The sequence below is a fragment of the Microtetraspora malaysiensis genome (genome assembly GCF_001528665.1).
Taxonomy (GTDB): domain Bacteria; phylum Actinomycetota; class Actinomycetes; order Streptosporangiales; family Streptosporangiaceae; genus Microtetraspora_A; species Microtetraspora_A malaysiensis.
The window spans coordinates 120435-142585 of sequence record NZ_BBYJ01000023.1 but is presented as its reverse complement, the minus strand read 5'-3'; the positions used below and the strand labels follow the sequence as shown (position 1 = coordinate 142585).

The window sequence follows — 22151 nt, the reverse complement described above, 5'->3', positions numbered from 1 at the left end:
CGTACGATGGCGGAGCACGGCCACGGTCATGGACACGGGCACGGGCACGGCGTCAGCGCGACGGCCGACCGACGCCTTCTCACGGCGGCACTGCTGCTGATCATCGGATTCATGGGCGCCGAGGTGGCCGTCGGCCTCATCGCCCACTCGCTCGCGCTCGTCTCCGACGCCGGGCACATGCTCACCGACGCCATCGCCATCATGCTCGCGCTGATCGCCATGCGGATCGCCGCACGCCCGCCGCAGGGCGGCTTCACCTACGGCCTCAAGCGGGCGGAGATCATCTCCGCGCAGATCAACGGCATCACCCTGCTGCTGCTCAGCGCGTACTTCGTCTACGAGGCGGCCCGGCGGCTGATCGCACCGCCGACGGTCGCGGGCGTCTACGTCGTCGTCACCGGCCTGGCGGGCATCGGCGTCAACATCGTCGCGACCTGGCTGCTCGCCCGCGCCAACCGGGCCAGTCTCAACGTCGAAGGCGCCTTCCAGCACATACTCAACGACCTCTACGCGTTCATCGCGACCACGATCGCCGGCCTGGTCGTCTGGCTGACCGGGTGGAGCCGGGCCGACGCCGTCGCCGCGCTGCTCATCGCCGCCCTGATGCTGAAGTCCGGCTGGGGCCTGGTCTGCGCGTCGGCGCGGGTGTTCATGGAGGCGGCGCCCACCGGGATCAACCCGGCCGAGATCGGACGCAGGACGGCCGCGCTCGACACGGTGGTCGAGGTGCACGACCTGCACGTCTGGGAGGTGACCTCCGGCTATCCCGCGCTGTCCGCGCACATCCTCGTCGCTCCCGGCGCCGACTGCCACGCCGTACGGCTGGCCGCCGAGCGCCTGGTACGCGAGGCGTACGGCATCGAGCACACGACGCTCCAGGTCGACCACGCGTCGCCGGGCGTCCTGTCCATCGGGCCTACGGAGGACCCGCACCCGGACCACTGCGCCGACCCGCACGGACCGGCGCATCACGGAAAGGGGATGGGGCGTGAGCGCTCAGAAGCTCAGGCCGCGTCCCCCGCGATAGGGGAGCAGCCAGGCGAACCCGATGTTTCCGAAATTCACTAGCATGCTGTGCGCGACCTGGGTGCCCATCTCGGAGACCTCCAGCCGGACGACCGCCCCCGACTGCATCCAGCGGGCCACCTCGTCCTCGGTCAGCATCGGTCGGTGCACGCGCAAAACGAGATCGTGCAACTGCCCGATCATCCGGAGATGAAGCTCGCACACGGGCTCACTGGTCGCCATCGGCCCGCCCCCCATCTCGCGTAGCGAGCGGACTGCCGGATTCACCCGGCAGGTAATCACTGCCCTGTTATGGTTCGTTAGGAACCCTACTCCCCGTGGAAGACGCTCCCTGGAGGAGGCCAGGATGCATGTCCAGGATCTGCCGCGCACGCGGCGCGCGTTGCACGGGGTGGCCGAGCTGGTGCTGGCCGGCCCGCAGTACCGGTTGAGCGGCACCATCCGGCTCCGGCCGGTCTCCGGCGGCTTCGCCACAGTCGCCGCGCCCGACCTGCGGATCGACTGCGACACCCTGGTGACCGGCGACGGCGGACGCCTCCCTCTCCGGGACATCACGTACGCCGGGCTGGCCGAGGCGGCCGGGGTCCGGGCAGGCGCCCCCGAGGGGCTCTACCGGAACGGCTCCGGCGTCCAGCCCGACGAGCCCGTGGAGGTCGATCCGGCCGCCGCCGAATACATCGCGGACTGCCTCGCCATCGGCGAGACGGCACTGCGTCACCTCGAACCCGAGCTGACCCCCGTGCTGTGGCCCGAGCACTTCGACCTGGGCATCACCAGCGACGAGATCAACTACGGGGTCTCCCTCGGCGACGCCGCCATCGAGGAGCCGTACGCCTACGTGGGTCCCTGGCGGCCCAGGCAGGGCACGTTCTGGAACATGCCCTTCGGCGCGGCCCGCCCGATATCCGAGCTGGGCGGCGCCGACGCGGTCACGGCGTTCCTGGAGGAGGGCCGCCGCCAGGCCCACGACCCCGACTGACGCCACCTCCTAGTACGGCAGGGCGTTGGTGGTGACGCTCTTGGCCACGAAAGGCGCCTTGAACTTCGGGAACGCCACGGTCGCGGGATTGCCGTCCGAGGTGTAACGCTCGTCCGGGTTGGCCTTGAGCTCGTCCAGCCAGGCCGTCGAGCAGAACTTGACGCAGTCGCCCTTCTTGTCCATCGACCTGATCCGCGGGAGGCCGACCGGGTCGAACTCCTTCGTGAAGGGCGAGGGCGCGGGCGTGTACCCGGCCAGGAACACCCCCTGGTAGTCGTACCGCACGCCGTTCGCGGAGCCGTGCAGCGCCCACTGCTTGTTCCGCGGCTGGTTGCCGTACGGCAGGGCCAGCGTGTGGACCTGGACCTTCTTGTCCAGGTCGCTGATGAGCTTCTGGCCGGCGGCGATCTGCTCGGTCACCTCCTTCTCGGACTTCCCGAGCAGGTTCAGGTGGTCGCGGGTGTGGTTGCCGATGTCGAACCCGTTGTCGCGCAGCCAGCTGAGGACCTGGGTGCGCTCCTCCGGCGTGAACTTCCCGAACATGTCGCGGATCACGTAGAAGGTGCCGACCGGCCGGAAGCCCGGGTGCTTCTTGGAGACGTCGAGCAGGATGCCCACCGCGGTGTCCGGCTTGGGCGTACCCATCTCGTCCAGGGTGAGCTGAGACGGCGAGGAGTCGTCAAAGGTCAGCACGACCGGGTGCGTGCCCGCCGGGATGTCGATCTTCCCGGTGACGTACTCGGCCGCGGTGATCGGCACGTAGTTCTCCGAGGCGAGACGCTCCAGCTCGGCGCGGAACTGGGCCGGGGTGCGGTCGTCGGTGCCTCCGGGTTTGTCGGTGATCCGGTGATACATGATCACCGGGATCTTGCCCAGTTCGTTCGCTCTCACTTTGGCGGCGGCGATCATGTTCGCCTTCCGCGTCAGCTCGGCGGAAATGGCCGCCGCCTTGGCGTTCGGCTTCGCCTTCGCCGGTGTGTTGGTCTCATTGGACTGGCAGGCGGCGAGCGCCACCAAACCCGCACACGCCACCCCAATACGGACAACCCCGAAGCGACCCATGGTCCCTCCAACCGAGTTGTGGAAGATAGGTCACCTGTACCCCGGCGATTTCCCCGCTTCACCCTTTGTATCGCCATGCTCACCCTTCGGATTCCTTTACTCGCGTTCGCACGCCTTCGACAGCCCCAGTTGCCCAACTTGACGGCAATGCGGTGAAATACCCTGATCTGTTGCGATTTGCCCGCCTGGTCAGCCTTGATCGTCTAAGTTGATCTCTTAGGCGTGTGTGTGGATAACGCCGATGAGGAGGCAGTGATGGGTGGGGAATCCCGGGAGATCGACAACGAGGTGCTGGCGCGCATCAACACCTCGGTCCCGCATTCGGCTCGGGTCTGGGACTACTGGCTGGGCGGCAAGGACAACTACGCCCCCGACCGCCAGGTCGGCGAGGAGATCGTGAAGGTCATGCCGGACCTACCGGTCAACGCCCGGGCGGAACGCCAGTTCATCGGGCGCGTCGTCCGCCACCTCGCCGGCGAGGCCGGCATCGACCAGTTCCTCGACGTCGGCACCGGCATCCCCACCGCCGACAACACCCACGAGGTCGCCCAGCGGGTCAACCCCAAGGCCCGCATCGTGTACGTGGACAACGACCCGATCGTGCTGGTCCACGCCCGGGCGCTGCTGCAGAGCACCTCCGAGGGGGCCACCGCGTACATCGACGCGGACCTGCGCAAGCCGGAGCCCATCCTGGAGGAGGCCGCGCGCACCATCGACTTCTCCCGCCCGATCGCACTGATGCTGATGGGCGTGCTGGAGTTCGTCCCCGACGCCGAACTGGCGCACGCCGCGGTGGGCGCCCTGCGGGACGCGCTGCCCTCCGGCAGCTACATGGCGATCGCGCACAGCGTCCACAGCCCCTCGATGGACGACGCGGCGGCCAAGTGGAACGCCAGCAACGCCTCCCCGCTCACGCTGCGTACGCCCGAGCAGCTTGAGGAGTTCTTCACCGGGATGGAGCTGCTCTCGCCCGGTGTGGTGTCGCTGCCCAAGTGGCGTCCCGAGCCGGAGACCAGCTTCCAGAACCGCCCCGTGTTCCAGTTCGGCGGCCTCGGCCGCAAGCCGTAAGGGGGCGGCTCACCGCCGTACGATGCCCGGGGCCGGGCTTCCCGCCCCGGGCATCGCCGTACGCGGGGCGACCAGCGTGGCGACCGCCGAACCGGCAGGTGAGCGTGTACGTGATAAGGGCATGACACACCGACTACTCGCCGTCCTCCTGTTGATCATCGGGACGGTCGCGTTCACCCCCTCCACCGCGTGCGCCTGCTCGTGTGCGCTACGTCCGCCGTCCGAGCTGATGAAAGGCTCGGCCACCGTGTTCACCGGGACGGTGACCGCGGCACGCCGGGCCGGGGGCGGCGACCCTCTCGGCCCACCGCCGCCGCTCGTCTTCACCTTCCGCGCGGACCAGATCTACAAGGGCACGCCGAACGCGACGTACGAGGTCGCCACCAACGCCGACAGCGCCGCGTGCGGAGTCAACTTCACCATCGGCTCGCGCTACCTGGTGTTCGCCTCCGCGGGCAAGAGCGGCCTGTTCGACACCGATCCGGGCGTGCCGCTGTACACCTCCCTGTGCTCCGGGAACGTCATGGTGCGTCCCGGCACGGGACCGCTCCGCCCGCGGGACGGCATCGTGCGCGACGAGAACGGCCAGGGTGGGGCGCGCCTGGACAAGGCGCTGCTCACCGCCCTCGGCACGCCGACGCGGGCGCCGGCCGCCACCGCCGACCCGTCGCCGATCACCGTGACCCCGGGCACGCTGAAGGACGGCCGGAGTCCCGTCGGGATCTACACGGGGGCGGCCGGCGCCGGGACCGCCGCACTCGCCTTCGTCGGGTGGCGCCTCCTTCGACGGCGTCCCCGTACCTGACCTCGCGTGGCGGCGCGGCCGGTCGTCAGTCGCCGGTCAGGGAAGGCAGCCGACGTACGCGAGGGCCTGCCTGAGCAGGACGCCCTGGCCGCCGGTCATCTCCTGCTGCACCAGCGGCGACGCGGCCTCCTCCGGGGTGAACCAGACGAGGTCGAGGGCGTCCTGCCGAGGCCGGCAGTCCCCCGCGACCGGGACGACGTAGGCGAGGGACACCGCGTGCTGCCGCGGATCGTGGTACGGCGTGATGCCGTGCGTCGGGAAGTACTCGGCGATGGTGAACGGCTGCGGAGACGCGGGAACCCGCGGCAGCGCGGTGGGGCCGAGGTCCTTCTCCAGATGGCGCAGGAGTGCGTCACGCACCCGCTCGTAGTGGAGCACCCTGCCGGACACGAGGGCGCGGCTGACCGTCCCGTCCGACCCGATCCGCAGCAGCAGACCGAGACGCGTGACCACTCCGGCGTCGTCGACGCGTACCGGCACGGCGTCGACGTAGAGGATCGGCATCCGCGCGCGGGTGGACTCCAGTTCCTCAGGAGAGAGCCAGCCGGGCGTGGTTTCGGTCATTTCGGTCATTCACCGATCGTACTTCGCGGCCTGTGCCGGCAGATGGTCAATCAGCCAGTACTAACGACGCATCACGGTCGAGTTCGCCCCGCAGCGGGCGAACTTGACCTTGTACGGCTTGCTCACACACGCCCAAAGCTCGATCTTGCCGTGAGCCATTCTCTGTCAGGCCAGCGCCAGGCCGCTCGTCGCCCGCCGACCCGGTTGTCCTGGCGGCTCGTGTTCACTTCGTCAGCCGCGCGAGCCCCGCGACTCGGGCGGCACGATCCGCACCCGCTGCTCCTCAGGGTGGCTGTCAATGTCGTCGAGTTGCGCACAGATCGTCTTCCGCAGGTCGTCGTAATCGCGGAAGTAGTAGTCGTTGAACAGCGTGTAGCCGGTCCACATCAAGTTCGCGCACACCCGCGCCGGCACCCCGCCCGTCGCCGCGCCCATGCCGACCAGCGCCACCGACTCGATGCTGCCCGGCTCCTTCTCGTTCTGCATGTGGATGGCCTGGAACGCGGCGGCGCACGCCAGAGCCACGTTCAGCGTCTCGCTCACGTCCTGCACCGACCGCACCATCGTCGGCGTCGAGATCAGGAACTTCGGGTTGGTCGCCCCGGACGGCACGCACACGGCGCTTCCCACCGGCAGCGACCCCTCGAACTGATCACGGATCGCCCGCTGGACGCGCAACTGGATCCCCGCCCCGAGGTGGCGCTTGATGGCCGCGTCGACCCCGCCGTCCATCCGGCCGCGGGAGTTGGTCGGGCTGACCCAGGCATCGACGCGCCGGCTGAGGATCGACCCCTTGTGGATCTCGATCTCGGGGGTGTCGGCGAATGCGGCCTGCCACGCCTGCACCACCTTGGCGTTGATGTCCGCCAGCACTACCTTGAGCGGCGACTTCACACGCTCGATGGTCATAGATCACTCCGGTCGGGGAGATGGGTGTTTCCGACGTCCACGAAGCTACCGCCCCGCCCCGACAAACGATCTTGATGGCCAGTTCTCCGAGATCGCGTACGGAGCCTTCGCACGGCACAATTCCCCCCACCCCAATCACCCGTGCCACCCCCGGCACGGCTCGCCGATCCGGAGCCCGCCGATGACCGACACCAGCGCCCCCACCGCACCCGACCCCGATGACCCGCTGGCCCTCGCCGAACTCTTCAACGGCGGCGGCGAGCCGTGGCTGCCGCTCCTGAAGCCGGTCATCGAGGCGCAACCGGCCGCGAGCACGTTCATCGGCCCGAGCCGCAGCCCGAGTGTCGTGCCCGTCCGGGAGCTGACCTTCCAGGCGCTCAAGCCCAACCCTCCGCACAAGTGGAAGGTCGTCGTCTTCGGCCAGAACCCGTACCCGCGGGCCGAGAGCGCCACGGGCATCGCCATGTTCGACAACACCTTCAACGACTGGAGCGACAGCCAGTTCGGCAAGGTCATCTCCATCCGCTGCATCATCAAGGCGGCGGCGATGTGGAAGCACGGCATCCCCAAGAAGACGCCGATCGCCGACATCCGCGCGCTCCTGAAGAAGCACGACACCGTGCAGCCGCCGGAGTGGTTCCAGGCGATGCTCACGCAGGGCGTGTTGCTCCTGAACGCGGCGCTCACCGCTAGCGGCGACGGAGCGATGCCCACCGACCAGCACACCGCGTTCTGGCGCCCGGTCGTCGAGAAGCTCGTCGAGGAGATCCTGAAGGCCAAGCAGGACGCCGACGAGGAAGACCGGGGCGTGGTGTTCGCCTGGTGGGGGGCGCACGCCCGCAGCCTGAAGCAGGTCGTCCTCCGGCTTCAGAAGAAGTATCCGGAGGTGGAGGTCCGGCACATCGACCACCCCAATCCCGCGGCGCAGGGCGACATCTTCTGCGACGGGGAGCACTTCGCCGCGGTGAACGAGGCCCTCCGGACGCTTGGGGCCGACGAGATCGACTGGCTGCCCGGCAAGGGATGGAACACGCTCACGGCGCAAGCCGGCGGGGCGGACTCGGACACAGCCGACCGCATGGGGGCGTTCATCGCCTCCACCATGGAACTGCACAAGCTCTACCTTGAACGTCTCGCCGGCGTCAAGGACGAGGGGCTGGTACTTCCGGCGATCACCGGCGTCTTCGACACCCCGGTCATGGACTTCCGTGCGGCGATCGCCCCGGTGGCCAAACTCCTGTCGGGCCTTGACTGGCACGTGGAGGAATCGCACCGGTTCGGCGCGAAGCAGGCCGTCGGCGCGACCACCGATCTGTCCGCCGACGAGGTCGCGGCCCTCTACCTCTACACCTGCGAGTCGGCGTTCTACCGGCAGATCAACGCTACTCTGCGCGACCCCGACCGCGGCCGGATCGTTCCGTACCTCGCGTATCTGCGGCTCTTGTTCTCGGCCGTGTCGCGTCTACCGGCCCGCCAGGAGCCGCTGTGGCGCGGTGTATCGCTGGACCTGCGGGCGCAGTACCCGCTCGGCCGAACCGTGACCTGGTGGGGCGTGTCGTCGTGTACGTCGAAGCTCGGCGTGGCCCAGGCGTTTCTCGGCAGCCGTGGCAAGCGGACGCTCTTCGAGGTGCTCCCTGTACGGGCGGTGGGCATCCGCAGTTTCTCCGCGTTCACCGGCGAGGAGGAGTTCATCCTCGCCCCCGGCACCCAGCTCAAGGTGACCGATGTGAGGGCCGAGCGCGGCGGCCTGTACCGGGTGACGCTGACCGAGCTGGCCGAGCAGGGCCTGGTTTCTTGAGCATCCACAGCTGTGCCGCCCTCGGCGGCCGCGAGGGCGGGCCGGCCATGGCTCTGTGAGACGGCGCCATGGCCGGTCCGCCCTTGCGGATGAAGGCCGTGGGTCCTCCGATCAACCCGCGGCGACGCAGAAAAGGTGCCCTTCAGGGTCGGCGAGGACCGTCCACTGGCCTTCGCCGGGCTGGAAGTCGGGCTTGGTCGCGCCGAGTGCGACCAGCTCCTTGACCGTGGCTTCCAGGTCGGCGACCTTGAAGTCGAGGTGGGCGTGCTTGGCCGCGTCCGGCCACCCCGGCCCCTGATAGCCGTCGACCCGCTGGAAGGCGAGCTGGATCGGGCCATCGCCCAGATAGGCGAAATCGTCGTCGCAGTGGGTGATCTTCCAGCCGGTGAGGTTCTCGTAGAACTCGGCGAGCGCCTTCGGGACGGCGCAGTCGATGATGATCGCGGTGAGCTCCGCGTGGACGGCCATAGGGATGACTCCTTGGTCTCGATTGCCTGCCCGCCCAGCATCCGCTCTCGTGTGCCGAAAGGTCTTGAAGATTCTTGCGGGCCGTTCTGTCGTACCCCCGGCGTAGTGTCCGCAGCGTGCTCTCAGCTCTGACCCTCGCCGACCGGCCGGAGTTCGCCGTGACCGCGGTGGCCTGCCGCGCCGATCACGCCAGATGGTCAGAGCCGGAGACACGCGACGACTACCGGATGGTTCTCGTCCGGCGTGGCAGGTTCCGGCGGTGGGCCGACGGGGCCGATGCCGATCTGGATTCGACGGTGGCCTACCTGGGCGCCCCGGGTGAAGAGGAACGGTTCGCGCATCCCAGCGGCGGCGACATCTGCACCTCGGTGCGCTTCGAGCCCTGGCTCTGGGAAGGGCTCGCGGGCGGGATGACGGTGTACGTGGACGCGCGCGTCGATCTGGCTCACCGTCGTCTGCTCGCCGCCGCCGACGGCGGCGACATCGACTACGCGCTCACGGAGGAGTTGCTCCGTCTCGTCGCGGTGGCCGCGGGCCGGCCGGCGGAGCGGCCGAGGCCCGCCGACCGGGCGCTGGTCGCGGCGGCCCGCGAGGCGATCATCGAGCGGGCGCCGGAGGCGGCGAGGCTGTGCTCACTGGCCAGGCTCTTGACGGTCTCGCCGTACCGGCTGAGCCGGGTCTTCTCTCAAGAGATGCGCGTCTCGCTGACCCGCTACCGCAATCGCGTTCGCGTCGGCCAGGCCATGGATCGGCTTGAGGAGGGTGAATCCAGCCTCGCCGACCTGGCCTCCGACCTCGGCTTCGCCGACCAGGCGCACCTCACGCGCACAGTCCGCGAGCACCTGGAACACACGCCGTCCGCGCTGCGTCGCCTACTCGCCCCAGCTTCCTAGGCCGGCAAGGCGGTCAGTCGCTTGAACATGTGCACGTCCTCGTGACCGTCGGGAATGCCGAGCATCCGGCCGGTTTCGACGTAGCCGTGTCGCTGGTAGAAGCCGGGAGCCTGGAAGGTGAAGGACGAGACGGCGACCCGGTCACACCCTCGACGTACGGCTTCCGCTTCGGTCGGCGCGGAGTCTGCTGTCACACCGGCGGAGTATTCCAGCGGAGTCCAGTTTGGACCGAATTGTTCCATCGAGTGAGCCGCGACGGCCTAGCTGTGAAGTTCGCCGGTGCCAGGGTCGTAGGTGCTGATCTCGATCAGGTTGCCGTCGGGGTCCCGCACGTAGGTGCTGGTGATCGGGGCTTGGGCGCCGGTGCGCGGCACAGGCCCCTCCGCTACCTGTACACCACAGGCGGTCAGGTGCCGGAGGAGCTGACTCTGTGGCAGGTCGGTCAGCAGGCACAGGTCCGCGCTTCCAGGTGTGGGGTGGGTGGCGCGCGGCAGGAATTCGCTGCCGACCTCATGCAGGTTGATCTTGCTGGTTCCGAAGGTGAGGGCGCGGCGCCCTGCCCCGAAGGTGACCGGCCGCATACCGAGGACCCGCTGGTAGAAGTCGATGGTCCGCTCGATGTTCGCGACAGTCAGCACCAGGTGGTCGATTCCCGTGATTCGCACCGGCGGAGCAGACCACCGTCCCAGCTGTACCGTGCAGGCGGTGCGGGCGGCTGTGGAGAGCAGGTCGCCTGAGCGGGCGAACAACCGATGGAGCTCCGCACCGTAGCGTGCGGCCAACTCGTCGTTGTGGGCCATCACATCGAGCTCATTGGCGGCTGTGATCTCGATGAACGCGCGCAAGTCGGTTTCGCCCGGCACGTGTTCGGTGCCGGTGAAGCGATCCCGGAAGACAACCGGCTGGGCGCCCCCGAGTTGCGGGTAAACGACACTGCGGTCGCAGCTGGCGTACAGGTAGACCAGGGCTTCGGCTCGGTCGCCGATCAGCTCGGCCAGCTGGGACCGTTCGGTGACCGGCTGTAGCCACTGGTCGAAGCCATCGGTCCCGTATGTCGCGTGGCACAGTCCGGCCATCTGGACCGCGGGATCTGCTCCCCAGTCCGCGAGCAACCGCCTTACCCGGCCAAGGTGTGCCAAGAGCGTGCCACCCGGATGGGGCATATCGGCCGCTCCCCGGTCGCGCAGGAAGGTTTCGACACGAGACCACGAGGATGCGGATTCAGAGTCATCAGCCATAGTCACGAGTTATAGTCGTGACGTGACTGTGCAGGCAACCCCACCGGGCGACGTTCCCGCCGAGGAGCTGGCGTTCAACTTCCGCTCCGGTCGTCTCTGCCTCGCATTCGTGGCCACGGTGGGCGAACGCTGGCGCGGCAATTACGAACGTCTCCGCCGGCCTTCCGATCTCGCACGGTGGTGCCGGGAAGCGGGCCTACTTGACGCGCCCATGACGATCACGTCTCGCGAACTCGAGGAAGCGCGGGATCTGCGTGAGGCGATCTACCGTCAGGCCCAGGCAGTGATCAGCGGCCGACAGGCCGCCCGCGAGGACGAATCGTTGATCAACTCGGCTGCCGACGCCCCACCACTCGTCCCCGTCCTGCGATCCGGACATGTCCACCTGACTCTCCCGTCCGGCGGATCCGGGCAAGCCGTACTCAGCACGCTCGCTCGCGACGCGATCGACCTGTTCGGCAGCAGTGCCTGTGGACGCATCCGGGAGTGCGCCGGCCCCGAGTGCGCACTGCTCTTCGTCGACACCAGTCGACCGGGCAGGCGCCGCTGGTGCTCCAGTACGGCCTGCGGCGGGAAAGAACGGGCCGCCGCCTACCGTCGCCGCAAACGCACCGAGCCGGACGGCGGAGGCCCTGAGGCATGATGATGAGGTGTCCCGGTTGAAGAGTGGGCTTGCCGGCCGAGAGGCGGCGAACGCCGCACGGGTTCGCTCGGCTCAATGGATGGCCGTGTTCTCCTCGGCGATGATTCCGCCGCTGTTGCAGACGGCCGAGTACGCCCGGCTCGCTCTCTCGATCGGCCAGGACGTGGACCAGGACGACGCGGCCAAGGCGGCCTCCGTACGGGTCGAGTCCCAGGCCGTCGTGTTCGAGCCTGGCCGGAAGTTCGCGTTCGTGCTGACGGAGGGTGCGGTGCGAACGTGGCCGGGCTCGCCGTCCTTGATGCCGGCGCAGCTCGACCGGCTCGCCCAGGTGTCCACGCTTCCCCATGTCCGTCTGGGGGTCGTGCCGTGGAGCGTGGAAGCGCCGGCCTTCCCTCTTCACGGGTTCACGATCTACGACGGCGCGGTGAGCGTGGTCGAGAGCCTGACCGGTGATCTCACTCTGACGGAGACCGGCGAGATCGACACGCACATGGACGTCTTCGAGGCGTTCGCTGCCGCCGCTGTGTATGACGATGCTCTGCGGGATCTTCTGCGGCGGATCGGAGCGGACTACCGCGCTCTCGCGAGCACGTAGTCACGACGTGGGGGTACGTGTTCCTCGGTTCGACAGCGAGCACCGAGGAGGAACCGTGACCCGGTCGACACCCGCCAAGATCGAGAGCGTCCCGCATGAGGTGAACCGCCTGGCCATCGCCGTCGGCGAGCCGTACGACTCCTTCCGCGTCCGCTACGAGGACGCCGTCCCCGAGTTCGAGGCGGAACGCTTCGGGCGGCTGGTCGAGGAGAACGCCGGCTGGGACGCCGTCGCGCGGGCCACGGCCGAGAACGCGCCCCACGACTTCATCACGTACTGGAGCCAGGACTTCAGCCCGCTCCTGCGGCTGGCCGGGGAGCGGCGGCGCTGCGTGGAATACCTGATGGGAAACCACACGATCGCCCAGCGGATGTTCCACCACAACCCGGCCATCCTTCTGTACGCCCCGCTCCGCACCGCGATCTACGAGGACGCGCAGGGCGAAACCTGGTTCGCCGTCGACCAGCCGAGCACCCGCTTCTCCAGCTTCGGAGATCCCGCGATCACCGCGGTCGGCATCGAGCTCGACAGGAAGCTCGCGGCTCTGCTCGATCACCTCGGCGTGCCGGTGCCGGACGCGCTGACGTCAAGCGGCTCCTGAATCTCGATGATGGCGGCGATTCGCGCCGCATGACGCAGTGAGCACCCCTGCCTTCCGGACCGGGGGTTAACCCCCGGTCGCGTCCGGGGGCATATCGGATGGTTACGGGATGCGCGTTCGCCGAGGCTGGTGGACACATCAGCATCGCCCAAGGCGGGGTCGTTCAAATAGCTACGACCCCCCTGATCCTCGTCTGGAGCGCCCGTTGGCCACCCCTGCAACATGTCTCAGCGCAATGCGCGGCTGGCACCGCCCACTGGTGGTGAACGCCGCGCTCATGTTCACCCTGACGTTGGCCTCCGCCGTCGGTCTGTTCGTCGACGATCGCCTGCTCATGGGCGAATCGGTCTGGGTGAAGCCTCTGAAGTTCGGCTTCGCCATGGGGGTGTACGGCCTGACGCTGGCGTGGCTGCTCAGCAAGCTGAGCAAGGGCAGACGTTTCGGCTGGTGGCTCGGTACCTTTTTCGCGATCTCCGGCCTGCTGGACGTCGGTGCCGTCGCCTATGCTGCCGCGCACGGCACCGTCAGCCATTTCAACAACAACGCCGAGCCGGTCGCTCAAACCGTGCGGACGGTGTTCTCCATCGGCGTCGGGCCGCTCCTGCTGATCACTTTGCTCATCGCGGTCCTGGTCCTGATCCAACGCACCGGCGACCGCGCCATGGCCCGCGCCCTGCGCGCCGGACTCGGGCTTGCCAGCGCCAGCATGGTCGTGGCCCTCTGGCTCAGCAACTCCTCAGGCGCGACACCCCGCACGGTGACCGACGCCAACGGCAACACGGTGTCCATGAACGGCGGCCACGGCATCGGCGACCCCGACGGCAACGGAATGTTCCTCACCAACTGGAGTACGACCGGCGGCGACCTCCGCGTACCACACTTCGTCGGCTTGCACGCCATCCAGGTGCTGTTGCTCATCACCGCGATCCTGGGTGTACTCGCGACCAGTCATAGTTGGCTCCGCGACGAACGGGTCCGGGCCCGGCTGGTCGGCGTCGCCGCCCTCGGCTACACCGGTGTGTTCGCAGTGCTCACCTGGCAGGCGAAGCGCGGCATACCGGTGACCCATCTCGATCGGCAGACACTGATCGCCTACGCGGGGGTAGCGGTGTTCACGCTCGTGACGGCCGCCGCAGTAGTCGTCACTGCGCGTCGGCGGTCTGCATCGTCTGCATCACCCACCGACGCGATGCCCGCCCGAATCTACTCAGCCGCATCCGTGCATGCCTCGCCGTCACATGATCAGCTTGGAGTTACACCACGCGAGGGGACGTGACCCACGTCTGCCCAACGAGGACATGCCCCAGGGGATGCACCGGCCACGCCGACCGCTGCCCGAAGCGCACCGGCGGCGGCATCGTCTTTCGGCAACGCAAGGGCCGAAGCAGGTTGACCCTCCAGTGCCCGCCCGAGCTGCTGCCCATCCTCCGCGAGCACAAGAAGCTCCAGGACGCCGAACGGGCGGAAGCCGGGGACCTCTGGGAAGATCACGACCTGCTGTTCCCGACGCGGCGGGGCCGGCCGATGGAACGCAGCGAGGACGACAAGATGTGGAAAGCGCTCCTCAATCAGGCCAGGGTCAGGGAAGCCCGCCTCCACGTCGCCCGCCACACCGCCGGGACCCTCCTCGTCGAACAGGGTGTGCACATCCGCGTCGTTCAGGAGAACCTCGGGCACGCTCGGGTGACCGCCACCGAGCGATACACCCACGTCGCCAGTCCACAGGTGAAGGATGCGAGCGCCCGCATGGGGGCCGCTCTCTGGGGCGATGACGACTAACTGCAACCCAAACTGCAACCCTGACGGTCCCAGAGATCAGAAGAGCCCCCCTCGCTGATGTCGCGAGAGGGGCTCTGACCTGCGGAGGCTCGGGGATTTGAACCCCGGATGGGCTTAAGACCCAAACCGCATTAGCAGTGCGGCGCCATAGACCTGACTAGGCGAAGCCTCCTGGTTGCCGATTGGCTCAAGACAGAGTACCGGCGATTGCGCCAGCCAGCAAAGCGAAACCGGCTCTGATTGATCACGGTCCGCTCTCGACTGCCTGCCCGCCTACCTGGCCCACGCCCGAATCGGGCAAGCCTGTCGTACTCTTTGCCGATCGAGCCGCCCACCGCGCGCCTGCCGGGTAGCAGCGCGGGCGGCCGACAGCATCGGACGACGGTTCGACCAGGCGAGAAACACACAGCCTTTGTCCACAGGCTGTGGACAAAGGCTGTGTGTAAGGCTGGGGAAAACGCTCAGGCCTGCCGTACGGCCTCACCCTCGATCTCGATCTTGACCTTCTTGCCGACCAGGACGCCGCCGGCCTCCAGGGCCTGGTTGTAGGTCAGGCCGAAGTCCTCACGGTCAATCTCGGTCTCGGCGCTGAAGCCGAAGATCTCCTGGCCCCACGGGTTCTGCGCGGCGCCGCCGAACTCGACCTTGAGCTCGACTTCCTTGGTGACGTCGCGGATCGTGAGGTCGCCGACGAGGACGAACTCGTCGCCGGAGTGCTCGGCCACCCGGCTGTTCCGGAAGGTGATCTCGGGGAACTTCTCGGCGGAGAGGAAGTCGTCGCTGCGGAGGTGGTTGTCACGGTCACCGACGCCGGTGTGGATGCTGCCGGTCTTGAGCACGGCCTCCACGCTCGACTCCAGCGGGTTCTCGGTGATGGCGATCTTGCCCTCGAACTCGGCGAAGTTGCCCCGGACCTTGCTGACCATCATGTGCTTGACGACGAACCCGACGCGCGTGTGCGCGACGTCCAGGGCGAAGGTCCCGACCGTCGGAATCTTGATGCCTTCCCATTCACGGATGCTCATGCTGGCCTCCCGATGTACTTGCCGTGTGGATGTCTGAGCTAGCAATTTTCTACCTGAGTAATATTCCGCGTGTCAACTAAGACGCGGTAGACTCAGCGCTTATGAGCCCATTTGACGATCCCCGGCTCACCGCGATGGGACTGCTCGCCGAGGTCATGGCGGGGATCTCCGAAAAGATGAGTCCCGCGCTCGCGGGCGCCGGGCTGTCCGACGTCGAGTTCGAGACGTTGATCAGGCTTGCCCGCTCCCCCGCACACGGCCTCAGGATGAGCGACCTGGCCGCACAGACCTCCCTCTCGACGAGCGGGATCACCCGCGTGGTGGACCGGCTGGAACGCGAGAACCTTGTGACCCGCCGCGCCTGCCCCAACGACCGCCGCGCGTCGTACGCGGTGCTCACGGACGAGGGCAGACAGCGGCTGCTCGGCGTGCTGCCCCAGCACCTCGACGACATCGAGACGTGGTTCACCAGCCTGCTCACCCCCGAGCAGCTCGCCGACTTCCTGTCCACGCTCCGCCTCATCCGCGACGTCGTACGGCCGTGCGCCACGGCGGGGGTCGCCGAGCCGGCCAAGGTCGAGTAACCGGAGGAGGGGTCAGTTCAGCGAGTGCTGGACCGCCATGTCCCCGCGCAGCTTGGCCATCCCCCGCGACACCGTGCTCTTGACGGTCCCGATGCTGATCCCCAGCGCCTTGGCGATCTCGAGCTCCGTCATGTCCTCGTAGTAACGGAGCACGATCGCGGTACGCTGCCGCACCGGGAGCCGTTCGAGCGCCCGCTCAAGCTCCTCGTGGTGATACCGCGCGTCCGGCTGGACGGGGACCTCGGGCAGTTCCTCGGACGGGAACTCCTGGAGCTTGCGCCGCCGCCACCAGGAGATGTTGATGTTCACCATGGCCCGGCGCACGTACCCGTCGAGCGCGGAGCGGTCCTGGATCCGGTCCCAGGCGACATAGGTCTTGGCCAGCGCGGCCTGCAGCAGGTCCTCGGCGTCAGAGGGGTTCCCCGTGAGCTGGTGAGCGGCGCGCAGCAATGCCGGCCCGCGCGTCACAACATACTCGCGGAACTCCTCATGATTCCCCATAAAACGATCACCGGTCCGGCCGTGGAGAGGCTGCTTCCGTCGCCAGAATCGCAGTTGGGACCCGCGATCCGGCTGAACCGCCATCCAGGTTTCGTACCGTCAAGTGCAAAGAGACGGCAGATCGGTGGCGGGCCGACGTAGCCCTCGTCGCCGCCGGACGGCCCGATTGGCGGAGATCGGGTGACAACAGCTTCCACCGAGTGGGGGAATATTGCTCCCGAAAGCACCATCAGCCTCGAATGCGTCCCTATCGGTCATCGGTCTCATGTGACGCTGGATGGGTGAGAGTTTCCCTGCCGCACGCGCGGGTCGAGCGCCGGCACCTACTGTCCGCGGCCGCCCTCGGCCGGACCGCGCACCCACCCCAGTCGGCTGAGGACGACGACGACCCCGCGCTGGACGCGATCAGCGGCCGGATCTTCGACGCCACCCCCCATTTCCTGGTGATAGAGGACGACCGGGGCCAGGAGGAGCGGCTCGTCATCGCCCCGTGGGCCACCGCCTGGCGCGGTGGTCCGATCCCTCCGGACCGGCTGCCCGCGGGCTCCCGTGTGATCATCAGGACCCGGTCCGGGCGGGTCGCGGACTGCGTATGGGCGGACATGACGCGGATGACCGGGATCATCCTCGACGTCAGCGGCCGGCGCGACCTCACCGTCGAGATCGACAGCGGCCCGCACCGGGGCCGCCGCTCGGTCGTCATCCCCTACCCGTCCACCGGCCGACTCCTGGTACGGCATCCGAAGCTGGAGCCCGGCTACCTCTTCGACGCCATCGGGACGGTCCAGGACGGCGCCGCGCTGGCCCAGGTCCCGGCCACGTCGCAGCCACCGCACCGGGCGAACGCGGTGCCCGCGCCGCCTCCCGCGTTCGGCGGGACACCGTCGAGGGTCTCCGGGACCGCCGTGTGGTCCGACCACGCCGACGGCGGCGCGGCCTATCCCATGCTGGAGAGCTCCGACACCGGCTGCGACCAGGGCGTCGTCCCGGGCGTTCGGCTGCCGTATCTCTCGCTGGGGTCGATGCTCACCGTCCGGAACGTCTGCGGCCGGCGTTCGGCCGCGGTGCCGATCGTGGCCTGCGGCTGCATGGCCGCCCGCTTCCACGACCGGTGCGTCGACTGCGAAACCTCCCCACGCGGGCGGATCGTCGAACTGTCCGCGCTCTCGTATGTACGACTCGGTGGCGACCTGACCAAGGGCTGCTTCAACGCCCAGGTCGGATTGAGGTGACGTGTGCTGGTGACCGCGGCGGTGGGCGCCCTGCCCATCCTGACCCTGCTTCTGATCATGGGGGGCGTGGCCAAGCTGTTCACCGCCGGAGACGACGGCGGCGGGCAGGGCGCGACCAGCCGGCTCGGCCCCGCCGTCCTCGTGCCGGAGCGGTTCAGGAAGGCGGCCATGCTCGCCTGCGCCGTCGGTGAGTTCGCGCTGGTCGCGGGTCAACTCGCCGCCGATCTCGCGGTCGCCCGCCTGCTCACCGTCGCGCTTTTCGCGATCTCAACGTACGTGCTGTGGGATCTGCGCCGTCGCCGGCCGGATGTGGGGTGCGGCTGCTTCGGCGAGGTCAGCTCCGCGCCGGTCGGCCTGCGCTCGCTCGCGCGTTCGACGGTGCTGACCGGGATGGCGACGGCCGTCGCGGTGGCGGACGTCGGCGTGGCCGACCTGGTCGCCGGGGTGTCCTGGACGGCGGCGGCCTGGGCGGCGGGCTACCTCGCGCTGTTGCTGGCGCTCTCGCCCGAGGTGGAGGAGATCGTGTCGCGGCTGCGGCACCGGGCTCCCTGTGAGGAGCGGCCGGCGCCGCCCGGCCGCGCGCTGTCCCGGCTCAGGTCGAGCGCGGCCTGGCGGACCCACGTCGCCGCCCTCGAGTCCGTCGAGCCGTACGACTCGTGGCGCGAGCTGTGCTGGCGGTTCTTCGTCTTCCCCGGTCAGGGCGGGGCCGAGGTGGTCTTCGCCGTCTATCTGAGCGGCCGGCGTCCGACGATCCGGGTCGCCGTGGTGGGGCAGGACGGCAACCCGGTCGAGCCGCTAGCGGAATCTATCGCTGTATCGGCTACACGCTAGACAGCCCTAGATTTCGCGATGCGGGCGCGCGAATTCAACTCTCTACGGCTCTCTAGCTTCCCCTCTAGAAAGCCGTAGAGAGGTCAATGGCGGGGGTCCCTACAGCGGTTGCGCACGCAGGAACCTCCCGAAATGGGGGACGGTGAAGGCGATCACACCGCGCTCCGCGCTGTAGATCAGGCCCTTCTTGATGAGGCTGTCCCGAGCCGGCGACAGGCTCGACGGCTTGCGCCCGAGCGACTCCGCGACATCGGCCGTCGGCACCGGGTCATCTCCGAGCTGGGCCATCGCGTGCATGTAGTCGCGCTCGGCCGGCGTGGCGCGCTCATACCGGCTGCCGAAGAAACCGACCGCGAGCTCCTCCTCGGCCTCGGGGGCGGACACCTTGATGTCGTCGGCCGTGATCGGGCTGTGCGGGGCGAGGTCCCAGGCCACCTTGCCGTACGCCTGGACGAAGTAGGGGTAGCCGTCGGCCGCCTCGTAGAGGGCGTCGAGGGCCTCCGGGGTGAACTCGACGTCCTCGCGCTCGGCGGGAGCGATGAGCGCGAGGTCGGCGGCATCCCGGTCCAGCCGGTCGATCCGGGCGTAGCGGAACAGGCGCTCGGAGTAGCTCTTGCTCGCGGACAGGACGCCGGGCAGATGCGGCAGCCCGGCCCCGACCACGATCAGCGGCCCGCCGTTCTGCGACAGCTCATGACAGGCGGCGCAGAGCGCGGAGACATCCGCGGCCGGCACGTCCTGCATCTCGTCGATGAACAGCGCGATGCCGACGCCGAGATCGGTCGCGACCCCGGCGGCGTCGACGAACAGCTCGGTCAGGTCGATCTCCAGGTCGCCGGAGTCGGCCCGGCCGCGCGACGCCGGGACGTCGATGCCGGGCGACCAGTGCGAGGTGCCCTTGGCCGCCGCCGGGTCGCGCATCGCGAAGGCCTTGAGCACGCCGAGGAACGCCTCGATGCGGTCGGGGGCGCGATGCCGGGGCGCCAGCTCCCGGATCGCCATGTGCAGCGCCGCGGCGACCGGGCGGCGAATCGACTGGTCGGGCCGGGCCTCGATCTTTCCGGTGCCCCACAGCCGCTGCATGGCCATTGACTTGAACGTGTTGAGCAGGACGGTCTTGCCGACGCCGCGAAGCCCGGTGAGCACCATGCTCCGCTCCGGCCGGCCGCGGGCCACCCGCTCCAATACGACTTCGAACTGCTGCAGCTCACGATCGCGCCCGGCGAGCTCGGGTGGGCGCTGCCCCGCACCGGGGGCATAGGGGTTGCGCACGGGGTCCACGCTCTCGGACTTTATGACCGGATATAGCGGCCGTCGTAGATTTCCGTAGAAAGCGCTACGGCGTGTCGCGCCCGACCGGAGCGGGACGCATCGCCCGGAGGTGGCCGGCGCGTGCTGCGGGGACGCCAGCGGTGCCGCGAGCAGCGCCATGGCACACCTCACCTGCAGACTCGGCGACCGAACCCGTGTTCGATCCGATGCCCAAGACTGTAGCGCTCCCTCGAACACGTGCGCGACGTCTTCCGGGAAAAGCCACGCCGGAGAACGCCGCTTCCCGTACCGCTAGGTGAAGAACCGCAGCACGATCGCGGCGATCGCGGCGACGACGACAAGGCCGAGATAGGCCAGGACCAACCGCGTGTCGCGCAGGAGGCACTTGCTCCGCACCAGCCCCGCGCGGCGGGCCCGGACATACCCGGCGAACCCCACCCCGGCGAAGACGATCACCGCGAACGGGCCCAGTACCCAGCCCAGCAGTGCCACGGTCGCGTAGACGCACAGCCGCAGCGGATCGAACGGCGTCACGATGACGGGCCCGCTCCTGCCTCCGTAGGCACTCGGTCGCGGAGCTCCCGGCCACGGGCGGCCCGGCCCGTCGGTCGTGAATCCGTCGGCGGCGGCCTGGGCCGCGCGCGCCTCCTCGTAGGCCACCCCGGTCAACGGCGGCCTCCGTTCTCCTGGCATCTCTCCCCTCGTCTCTTCAGATTTCATGTGATCTCCACCAGCGGGAGCCGTACGCCGGCGTCCACTGAGGCGGTGGCGGACAGGCGCTGGCGGGCGAGCGCCGGCCACGCCTGCACGGCGCAGAACGGCGCGCACTGGTGCTGCTCCGAGCGGGTGCCGACATGCACGCAGCACTGGGTCAGCCGCTCTTCGATCATGGTCGACATGTCCATGAACGGCTTCACGGTGATGCGGACCACGCGCTCGCCGAGCAGCTGCCGCAGCCGCTTCCTGCGTCCGGGCAGCACCGACGAGGCGAGCGTCAGCAGCGTGGACAGGCCGAGGTCGCAGTTCTCGCAGATGTCGCGCCAGATCTTGCCGATCTCGGGATGGGACAGCGACGACTGCTCGGACAGCAGCCCGAGGAGCGACTCCTGCACGGCGAGACGCAGCTCGCGCGGGATCTCGGAGTCGGCGATCCGGTTGGAGACCAGGCCGAGGTTCTCCTTCAGGCGGTCGTGCCCGATGAGCGCGGTGAGGGAGCGCCACCGGTCGGAGTCGTCCTTGATCATGTAGCCGACGGAGCAGCAGTGCGGATGCGAGCACGGCAGCGCGGTCAGGTCCCGCCAGGTGACCAGGCCGTCCGTCTGCGGGCCGAGCCGCTTCAGCACGCCGGTGTGGGTCAGCCGGTCCATCGGGTCGATCACGCCGGAACGGCCGGAGCCGAACTGCGGCTGGAGCGACACGCCTCCGACGTAGGGCGTGTCGAGCGCGAGCCGTACGACGTCGCCGATCTCGCCGTCGTTCACGCCGAGGGCGGCGGTCATCACGAGTGTGGTGAAGATCTCACGCTCGGACAGGCGGGCGAGCGCCTCCTGTTTGAAGCGCCGCAGGTCGCCGCCCCGGTGGTGGCGGGACGCCTCCGCGCTGACGCCGTCGTACTGGAGGTAGATCTCGACCCGCTCGCGGTGCTCGGTCAGCAGGTCGAGCAGGGCGTCGTCCCTGGCCACGAGGACGCCGTTGGTGTTGATCAGGATGCGGGTGATGGGTCGGGTCGCCAGCGCCGCGAGCAGCTCGGGCAGCGCGGGGTGCAGGGTCGGCTCGCCCCCGCTCAGCATGAGAACGTCGATGCGGCCGTTCTCGCGGGCGAGCCGCTGGTCCACGCTGGCCAGAACCTCGTCGATCGGCACCACCCCGCGCAGGTCGGGCGAGGAGTCCGTGAAGCAGGTCGGACAGCGGAGATTGCAGGTCTCCGCGATGTCCTCGAGCAGGATGCAGGTGTGCTGGGTCTGCATCTCCGGGAGGCCCTGCAGGTATGCCTCGGGGACCGGGGCGAAGTTTCCCGGCACGTCGGGGATGTGGGCCTTCGTCGGAGCGGTCCATTCCTCCAGATAGGCGAGGATCTCGGGGTCCTCGTCGTACATGGTGCGGACCATGCCGTGGGTGCGGCAGCCGCGCTCCAGGTAGACCCGGTCGTTCCGGGCGGCCAGCCAGCCGGAGAGGCGGGGCACCAGGTCGAGCGGACGGTCCGGGTCCTCCTCATGGCAGAGGGGACAGAACGCGTTGACGTAGCGCAGGATGCGATCACCGCGCAGGGGCATACCAG

General features: G+C 68.8%; 25 protein-coding genes and 1 tRNA gene. 14 read left to right on the top strand and 12 right to left on the bottom strand.

What is annotated here, in order from left to right:
• Positions 1-6: 6 nt before the first annotated feature.
• Positions 7-1068, top strand: a complete 1062-nt coding sequence (locus AWQ71_RS28375; protein ID WP_067138448.1) for a cation diffusion facilitator family transporter — start codon at positions 7-9, stop codon at positions 1066-1068.
• 304 nt (positions 1069-1372) lie between these two features.
• Complete coding sequence (locus tag AWQ71_RS28370) at positions 1373-2005, top strand: hypothetical protein (protein WP_067138446.1); 633 nt, start codon at positions 1373-1375, stop codon at positions 2003-2005.
• A 9-nt stretch (positions 2006-2014) separates the two neighbouring features.
• Here AWQ71_RS28370 and AWQ71_RS28365 read toward each other — a convergent pair whose 3' ends face one another.
• Entirely contained in the window at positions 2015-3067 is a 1053-nt protein-coding gene (locus AWQ71_RS28365; protein ID WP_067138444.1) for a polysaccharide deacetylase family protein, read from the bottom strand.
• A gap of 255 nt (positions 3068-3322) precedes the next feature.
• On the opposite strand from AWQ71_RS28365, the gene AWQ71_RS28360 reads away from it, so the two are divergent.
• Together AWQ71_RS28360 and AWQ71_RS28355 are read left to right on the top strand one after the other, a co-directional pair.
• Positions 3323-4135 carry an SAM-dependent methyltransferase gene (locus AWQ71_RS28360; protein ID WP_067138441.1) on the top strand — a complete coding sequence of 271 codons (813 nt, stop codon included), beginning with the start codon at positions 3323-3325 and terminating at the stop codon, positions 4133-4135.
• 121 nt (positions 4136-4256) lie between these two features.
• On the top strand, positions 4257-4940 hold the full coding sequence (locus AWQ71_RS28355) for a hypothetical protein (protein ID WP_067138439.1): 684 nt from the start codon (positions 4257-4259) through the stop codon (positions 4938-4940).
• Positions 4941-4976: 36 nt separating this feature from the next.
• Here the strand turns inward: AWQ71_RS28355 and AWQ71_RS28350 are convergent, their stop codons facing one another.
• Both AWQ71_RS28350 and AWQ71_RS28345 read right to left on the bottom strand, forming a co-directional pair.
• Positions 4977-5513 carry an NUDIX hydrolase family protein gene (locus tag AWQ71_RS28350; protein WP_218001996.1) on the bottom strand — a complete coding sequence of 179 codons (537 nt, stop codon included), beginning with the start codon at positions 5511-5513 and terminating at the stop codon, positions 4977-4979.
• A 222-nt stretch (positions 5514-5735) separates the two neighbouring features.
• Entirely contained in the window at positions 5736-6413 is a 678-nt protein-coding gene (locus tag AWQ71_RS28345) for a macro domain-containing protein (protein ID WP_067138435.1), read from the bottom strand.
• A 181-nt stretch (positions 6414-6594) separates the two neighbouring features.
• On the opposite strand from AWQ71_RS28345, the gene AWQ71_RS28340 reads away from it, so the two are divergent.
• On the top strand, positions 6595-8211 hold the full coding sequence (locus AWQ71_RS28340) for an ADP-ribosyltransferase domain-containing protein (protein WP_067138433.1): 1617 nt from the start codon (positions 6595-6597) through the stop codon (positions 8209-8211).
• A gap of 111 nt (positions 8212-8322) precedes the next feature.
• Here AWQ71_RS28340 and AWQ71_RS28335 read toward each other — a convergent pair whose 3' ends face one another.
• Positions 8323-8679, bottom strand: a complete 357-nt coding sequence (locus AWQ71_RS28335; RefSeq protein ID WP_067138431.1) for a VOC family protein — start codon at positions 8677-8679, stop codon at positions 8323-8325.
• Positions 8680-8795: 116 nt separating this feature from the next.
• Here AWQ71_RS28335 and AWQ71_RS28330 point away from each other — a divergent pair, with 116 nt between their 5' ends.
• Positions 8796-9572 carry a helix-turn-helix transcriptional regulator gene (locus tag AWQ71_RS28330; RefSeq protein ID WP_157570623.1) on the top strand — a complete coding sequence of 259 codons (777 nt, stop codon included), beginning with the start codon at positions 8796-8798 and terminating at the stop codon, positions 9570-9572.
• On the opposite strand, the gene AWQ71_RS28325 is transcribed toward AWQ71_RS28330, so the two are convergent.
• Together AWQ71_RS28325 and AWQ71_RS43055 are read right to left on the bottom strand one after the other, a co-directional pair.
• Positions 9569-9766, bottom strand: coding sequence for a GNAT family N-acetyltransferase (locus AWQ71_RS28325; RefSeq protein WP_218001995.1), 198 nt, complete (start codon positions 9764-9766; stop codon positions 9569-9571). The two genes, AWQ71_RS28330 and AWQ71_RS28325, sit on opposite strands and share 4 nt — an antisense overlap.
• A 66-nt stretch (positions 9767-9832) precedes the next feature.
• Positions 9833-10810 carry a VOC family protein gene (locus tag AWQ71_RS43055; protein ID WP_084259394.1) on the bottom strand — a complete coding sequence of 326 codons (978 nt, stop codon included), beginning with the start codon at positions 10808-10810 and terminating at the stop codon, positions 9833-9835.
• 22 nt (positions 10811-10832) lie between these two features.
• On the opposite strand from AWQ71_RS43055, the gene AWQ71_RS40655 reads away from it, so the two are divergent.
• The 5 genes from AWQ71_RS40655 to AWQ71_RS28295 all read left to right on the top strand — a co-directional run bounded on the left by AWQ71_RS40655 (position 10833) and on the right by AWQ71_RS28295 (position 14428).
• Positions 10833-11453, top strand: coding sequence for a CGNR zinc finger domain-containing protein (locus AWQ71_RS40655; RefSeq protein WP_157570622.1), 621 nt, complete (start codon positions 10833-10835; stop codon positions 11451-11453).
• A 7-nt stretch (positions 11454-11460) separates the two neighbouring features.
• On the top strand, positions 11461-12048 hold the full coding sequence (locus AWQ71_RS28310) for a DUF5753 domain-containing protein (RefSeq protein ID WP_281196279.1): 588 nt from the start codon (positions 11461-11463) through the stop codon (positions 12046-12048).
• A 55-nt stretch (positions 12049-12103) separates the two neighbouring features.
• On the top strand, positions 12104-12649 hold the full coding sequence (locus AWQ71_RS28305) for a DUF302 domain-containing protein (protein WP_067138425.1): 546 nt from the start codon (positions 12104-12106) through the stop codon (positions 12647-12649).
• 277 nt (positions 12650-12926) lie between these two features.
• Positions 12927-13925, top strand: coding sequence for a hypothetical protein (locus AWQ71_RS28300; protein WP_218001994.1), 999 nt, complete (start codon positions 12927-12929; stop codon positions 13923-13925).
• Between the two features lie 113 nt (positions 13926-14038).
• Positions 14039-14428, top strand: a complete 390-nt coding sequence (locus tag AWQ71_RS28295) for a tyrosine-type recombinase/integrase (RefSeq protein WP_067138423.1) — start codon at positions 14039-14041, stop codon at positions 14426-14428.
• 82 nt (positions 14429-14510) lie between these two features.
• Here AWQ71_RS28295 and AWQ71_RS28290 read toward each other — a convergent pair.
• Together AWQ71_RS28290 and AWQ71_RS28285 are read right to left on the bottom strand one after the other, a co-directional pair.
• Positions 14511-14600 (bottom strand) — tRNA-Ser (locus AWQ71_RS28290).
• 289 nt (positions 14601-14889) lie between these two features.
• The gene (locus AWQ71_RS28285) at positions 14890-15453 is read right to left on the bottom strand and encodes a YceI family protein (RefSeq protein WP_067138421.1); all 564 of its coding nucleotides are present in this window, start codon (positions 15451-15453) and stop codon (positions 14890-14892) included.
• Positions 15454-15554: 101 nt separating this feature from the next.
• Here AWQ71_RS28285 and AWQ71_RS28280 point away from each other — a divergent pair, with 101 nt between their 5' ends.
• On the top strand, positions 15555-16037 hold the full coding sequence (locus AWQ71_RS28280; RefSeq protein ID WP_067138419.1) for a MarR family winged helix-turn-helix transcriptional regulator: 483 nt from the start codon (positions 15555-15557) through the stop codon (positions 16035-16037).
• Positions 16038-16049: 12 nt separating this feature from the next.
• Here the strand turns inward: AWQ71_RS28280 and AWQ71_RS28275 are convergent, their stop codons facing one another.
• A complete protein-coding gene (locus AWQ71_RS28275; RefSeq protein WP_067138417.1) occupies positions 16050-16538 on the bottom strand; it encodes a SigE family RNA polymerase sigma factor in 489 nt (162 codons plus the stop codon).
• A gap of 281 nt (positions 16539-16819) precedes the next feature.
• On the opposite strand from AWQ71_RS28275, the gene AWQ71_RS28270 reads away from it, so the two are divergent.
• Together AWQ71_RS28270 and AWQ71_RS28265 are read left to right on the top strand one after the other, a co-directional pair.
• A complete protein-coding gene (locus AWQ71_RS28270) occupies positions 16820-17770 on the top strand; it encodes a hypothetical protein (protein WP_245658527.1) in 951 nt (316 codons plus the stop codon).
• A gap of 3 nt (positions 17771-17773) precedes the next feature.
• Complete coding sequence (locus tag AWQ71_RS28265; protein WP_067138415.1) at positions 17774-18601, top strand: MauE/DoxX family redox-associated membrane protein; 828 nt, start codon at positions 17774-17776, stop codon at positions 18599-18601.
• A 99-nt stretch (positions 18602-18700) separates the two neighbouring features.
• Here the strand turns inward: AWQ71_RS28265 and AWQ71_RS28260 are convergent, their stop codons facing one another.
• The 3 genes from AWQ71_RS28260 to AWQ71_RS28250 all read right to left on the bottom strand — a co-directional run bounded on the left by AWQ71_RS28260 (position 18701) and on the right by AWQ71_RS28250 (position 22146).
• The gene (locus AWQ71_RS28260) at positions 18701-19882 is read right to left on the bottom strand and encodes an ATP-binding protein (protein ID WP_067138413.1); all 1182 of its coding nucleotides are present in this window, start codon (positions 19880-19882) and stop codon (positions 18701-18703) included.
• A 282-nt stretch (positions 19883-20164) separates the two neighbouring features.
• Positions 20165-20593, bottom strand: a complete 429-nt coding sequence (locus tag AWQ71_RS44000; RefSeq protein WP_245658525.1) for a hypothetical protein — start codon at positions 20591-20593, stop codon at positions 20165-20167.
• On the bottom strand, positions 20590-22146 hold the full coding sequence (locus AWQ71_RS28250) for a radical SAM protein (RefSeq protein ID WP_067138411.1): 1557 nt from the start codon (positions 22144-22146) through the stop codon (positions 20590-20592). Before AWQ71_RS28250 ends, AWQ71_RS44000 begins: the two co-directional genes overlap by 4 nt.
• Between the last annotated feature and the right edge of the window lie 5 nt (positions 22147-22151).

What these genes read in the sequence shown, in the direction of transcription:
- AWQ71_RS28285 (WP_067138421.1), bottom strand. Translation starts at nt 15,453, where the DNA reads ATGAGCATCCGTGAATGGGAAGGCATCAAGATTCCGACGGTCGGGACC.
- AWQ71_RS28375 (WP_067138448.1), top strand. Translation starts at nt 7, where the DNA reads ATGGCGGAGCACGGCCACGGTCATGGACACGGGCACGGGCACGGCGTC.
- AWQ71_RS28280 (WP_067138419.1), top strand. Translation starts at nt 15,555, where the DNA reads ATGAGCCCATTTGACGATCCCCGGCTCACCGCGATGGGACTGCTCGCC.
- AWQ71_RS28250 (WP_067138411.1), bottom strand. Translation starts at nt 22,146, where the DNA reads ATGCCCCTGCGCGGTGATCGCATCCTGCGCTACGTCAACGCGTTCTGT.
- AWQ71_RS28335 (WP_067138431.1), bottom strand. Translation starts at nt 8,679, where the DNA reads ATGGCCGTCCACGCGGAGCTCACCGCGATCATCATCGACTGCGCCGTC.
- AWQ71_RS28360 (WP_067138441.1), top strand. Translation starts at nt 3,323, where the DNA reads ATGGGTGGGGAATCCCGGGAGATCGACAACGAGGTGCTGGCGCGCATC.
- AWQ71_RS44000 (WP_245658525.1), bottom strand. Translation starts at nt 20,593, where the DNA reads ATGAAATCTGAAGAGACGAGGGGAGAGATGCCAGGAGAACGGAGGCCG.
- AWQ71_RS28355 (WP_067138439.1), top strand. Translation starts at nt 4,257, where the DNA reads ATGACACACCGACTACTCGCCGTCCTCCTGTTGATCATCGGGACGGTC.
- AWQ71_RS28340 (WP_067138433.1), top strand. Translation starts at nt 6,595, where the DNA reads ATGACCGACACCAGCGCCCCCACCGCACCCGACCCCGATGACCCGCTG.
- AWQ71_RS28370 (WP_067138446.1), top strand. Translation starts at nt 1,373, where the DNA reads ATGCATGTCCAGGATCTGCCGCGCACGCGGCGCGCGTTGCACGGGGTG.
- AWQ71_RS28350 (WP_218001996.1), bottom strand. Translation starts at nt 5,513, where the DNA reads ATGACCGAAATGACCGAAACCACGCCCGGCTGGCTCTCTCCTGAGGAA.
- AWQ71_RS43055 (WP_084259394.1), bottom strand. Translation starts at nt 10,810, where the DNA reads ATGGCTGATGACTCTGAATCCGCATCCTCGTGGTCTCGTGTCGAAACC.
- AWQ71_RS28275 (WP_067138417.1), bottom strand. Translation starts at nt 16,538, where the DNA reads ATGGGGAATCATGAGGAGTTCCGCGAGTATGTTGTGACGCGCGGGCCG.
- AWQ71_RS28345 (WP_067138435.1), bottom strand. Translation starts at nt 6,413, where the DNA reads ATGACCATCGAGCGTGTGAAGTCGCCGCTCAAGGTAGTGCTGGCGGAC.
- AWQ71_RS28365 (WP_067138444.1), bottom strand. Translation starts at nt 3,067, where the DNA reads ATGGGTCGCTTCGGGGTTGTCCGTATTGGGGTGGCGTGTGCGGGTTTG.
- AWQ71_RS28300 (WP_218001994.1), top strand. Translation starts at nt 12,927, where the DNA reads ATGTTCACCCTGACGTTGGCCTCCGCCGTCGGTCTGTTCGTCGACGAT.